We start from the raw sequence: 3,358 nt of genomic DNA, 5'->3' as shown, positions 1-3,358 counted from the left end.
TATGCACCGGATTGCAAATCCGTGTAGGTCGGTTCGACTCCGGCCCGCGCCTCCAGACAAAAGCCCTTGCAGATATCTGCAAGGGCTTTTTTCTTATCATATTTCGTTTCGTCGGTTTTTATCCCAATACACTGCTTCACTATCCCTTGGTTACAAACCTGAAATCGCAATCTGCTGGATGATTTTACATAGGGTTTTAGCAACAGGCAGTCTGGATAGTCACTTTTCTCCACTATTTTTCAGCACCATGCTAACTTCAGTATTTAGCTCTACATGCTCAATATCTACTGCAAAACGTTAGTGTAAATTTGTGTGGATTTTTACGTCTGGAAATCTGGAGTTTTAGCAAATATCACTTGCCACACTTCTACAGTAACGTATGGATCAGTATTTTAATATAAAATATTCTATATCCAATGCTATTAGATATTCATTGATAAGAAAAAGTAAATGTTGCCCGTGCTGTAAAACTTCCAGCCTTCATCGTTCCGGTCTTGATGAGTGATGCAGTGAAGGGTAATGAGACTAATCCACTAAGGTTGCTTTGTAATAAAAACTGACCACTATTTCCTGCATTGGGCGAGTCCAAACCATAGTTGATTGGTGGGCCATTATTATATTTTATTTGTATACCCACACCGCTTGCTGTTGATGTGGGGTCAAGGCTGAGAATATTGCTGTTATTTCCAGGGGTGTTGGCATCAGAAAAGGTAATGTAGGCATTAATCGGACCTTGTGTACAATTAAGACCAAGGTTAAAGTTTTGCGGTACTGGATTGGCCCAAAAAGTGTCTTTGTAAATGAATAGTTCAGGGAACGTGACTTGGATATTGTTTATTGTTGGTGAACAGGTTTTCGCGGCAAGGGTTATTGTGGTTGCATTGCTTATCAATTGGCGTGTTTGAGTGTTGCCTGTAATTGATCCACCATAATCAGTAGGATTGGTTGTTGGAATAATCGATAGGGTACCTAGCGTCATGCTTGGGATTGTGAAACTTCCATTTGGTAGCGTGCCCATAGAAACCAGTTGAAGCCGTTGATTGAATTTGAATCCATTTCCATCCATGCTGTCATTGTTACCAATAAAAAGCGTACCGCTACCGATAATAACTGGTGCATTGCTCAGCGTATTCAGTGCCAAAATATATCCAATGCCGTTAGTTGGAGTTGCAAAAATTGGATAACTTGTTCCATTCACTGTTATAAATTTTCCGGTGGGTGCGGTTTGCGCCGTGAAAGTCATTTTTGAAGTTACAGTGCGGAACGAGCAGGAGAGCTTGCTACCATTGACTGATGTTGTAACCCATATAGGTGGTATCGCATTTGCAGCCCCACTCCAGCTGACACTAGGTAAAGTAATCGGATCAATTGTTAAATTTTTGTTCAATGAGTCAGTAGAGCCACCATATGAACAAATTCCGTCGTGAGCATATGGCGATTGCGAATAGGCTAGAACGGTACTGAAGAGAGCGATTTTAAGAAATCGATTTATTGATAATAAAATCATCATTGCTCCGCTTCTTCAAGATAAGAATTTTTCTAAATGGTATTATGCCTGGTCTTGAAATAGATATAGCTTTAGTCTGGCTTTGTCTTTTATTGTGAGGGCACAGCAAGCTAAAGCAGTACATGGTATTGCCTATACAAAAAATCAGGCAGATTTTTAATTTAAGAGGTTGATCTTCTATCTGCTATTGCATAAGATATTTGATATTTTTCGTATTCTGCTTTCTATTAATTTCAATTGCAGGTATTTTTTTGTAGAGTATTGTTTTTTGAGTTTTCAAAAGTATTTTAGCTAAATTTACTGGTTCCCTTGTTATTCAAAGTGGCATACAAAGTACCTTTTGCATTCTTGACGCGTGCCAGGAGTTTTCCATTTTGGCCAACGTCACCAACAACATTGTCATTTTTATCCATTACATTCGTACCAAATGGCAGTACTTCACCATTGGACTGTGTTACTTTAAACAGAACTGGTAATCCTTTTGTTGTTTTGAAGTTGACATAGACTACAGCATCACTACGCGGCACGGCTTGATTGCTACTGCCCTGCAATTCAACACCTTCACTAATACTGCCGGTTTACAGTTATACATCACTCAGTTCGTAAGAAGATAATTCAGGTAATAATGCATATCTAGCACTATCAATCATGCAATTGCCAGATAATGAAGTTATCCTAATGCCAAGTATTTCAACCTATACACTCATTGATAGCTCATGGTAAACGTAGCTGTTGCATTATAGTCACCAATTATTGCATCACTAGTTTTTATCAATGTAGCCGTAAATGGTATGTTGACAATTCCAGTCGCACTAGTTTGCAATAAAAACTGATTGCTGTTCCCTGCCATGCCGGAATCAGGGCCTAAATATATAGGTGTATTTTTATACTTAAGCTGTACACCAACACCCCTTGCGCTACTGGATGGATTTAGTGTAAGAATATTACTCGTGTTTCCAAGGTTGTTATTATCAGTAAATGTAGTATATACATTAGGTCCGCCTGTAGAAGGGCAGTTTAGCTGAATTGAGAAGTTCTGAGTACTAATATTGCTACCATTTATGGCATTGTTAATGGATGATGCTGTGATTGCAGGAAATGCAACAGACAAGTTCTTGGTATTGACCGTGCACGTGGACGTTGTTGCGGTAATCGTAAAACTGTTGAGCCATACATCGAACCGGCTCATATAGTGCGTGCCATATGCATCATATCCAGTATCAAGTTCTATTCTACCCAGCTTTGTTTTTGGAAAAGTGTACGTGCCCGATCTTATCGCTATGCCGGTATATCTCAAAGTAATGTTGTAGTATATAGTAGGGGAAGAAGATCCTGCTGTTGCGGTTGCTTTCCCTAAATATGTTCTGTCTTTTGAATTTATTGGGGTAAGGGTTCCGCCTTGTGGTAGTATGTTAAAACTTATTCCAATTCCAGGAATATTGGTTAATATAAAGTATTCACCTGTGGATACTGGTAAGAAGGTTATTCCACTATCAGCCGTATACCATACTGCTGGAGAAGTGTTAGGGCAATAAAAATATCCATAGGAGTTGGCGCTCCCTCCCGCTACAGTGGCGTTAACTCTTTGGTTCGCTGGGCCGGTGTAATTAATAGTTGTCGGGTTCATTGTTGCGCTATAATCAGGTAATATTTCATTCTCCTGATATAGGCCACATTTCATTCCTGCAGCGTAAGTTTTTGTGGGAAATGAAAGCAGAATAATTACTGATAAAATAATAATGCTATTTACTGATTTGGCCATGTTGTATAGTATAGCTTTCTAAAAATAGGCAAGGTTGTACTGCAATGATAAAGCCTATGGCTTTTCTTCAATGTGCTGGGCCGTGCTCA

Annotated in this window: 4 protein-coding genes; all 4 read right to left on the bottom strand. The window is 39.3% G+C overall.

Going from position 1 to position 3,358, the window contains the following annotated elements:
• The coding region (locus ACE3SE_RS15365) for a hypothetical protein (RefSeq protein WP_374556487.1) at positions 1–233 on the bottom strand (233 nt) is incomplete at its 3' end.
• A gap of 197 nt (positions 234–430) precedes the next feature.
• Complete coding sequence (locus tag ACE3SE_RS15360; protein ID WP_374556485.1) at positions 431–1,510, bottom strand: fimbrial protein; 1,080 nt, start codon at positions 1,508–1,510, stop codon at positions 431–433.
• Between the two features lie 284 nt (positions 1,511–1,794).
• A complete protein-coding gene (locus ACE3SE_RS15355; RefSeq protein ID WP_374556483.1) occupies positions 1,795–2,034 on the bottom strand; it encodes a FimD/PapC C-terminal domain-containing protein in 240 nt (79 codons plus the stop codon).
• Positions 2,035–2,210: 176 nt separating this feature from the next.
• Entirely contained in the window at positions 2,211–3,269 is a 1,059-nt protein-coding gene (locus tag ACE3SE_RS15350) for a fimbrial protein (RefSeq protein WP_374556481.1), read from the bottom strand.
• Positions 3,270–3,358: the final 89 nt, after the last annotated feature.

The organism is Aquitalea pelogenes, assembly GCF_041914625.1.
GTDB lineage: Bacteria > Pseudomonadota > Gammaproteobacteria > Burkholderiales > Chromobacteriaceae > Aquitalea > Aquitalea pelogenes.
Note: the sequence above shows the minus strand (reverse complement) of the source record. Positions and strands in the feature narration are given on the sequence as shown.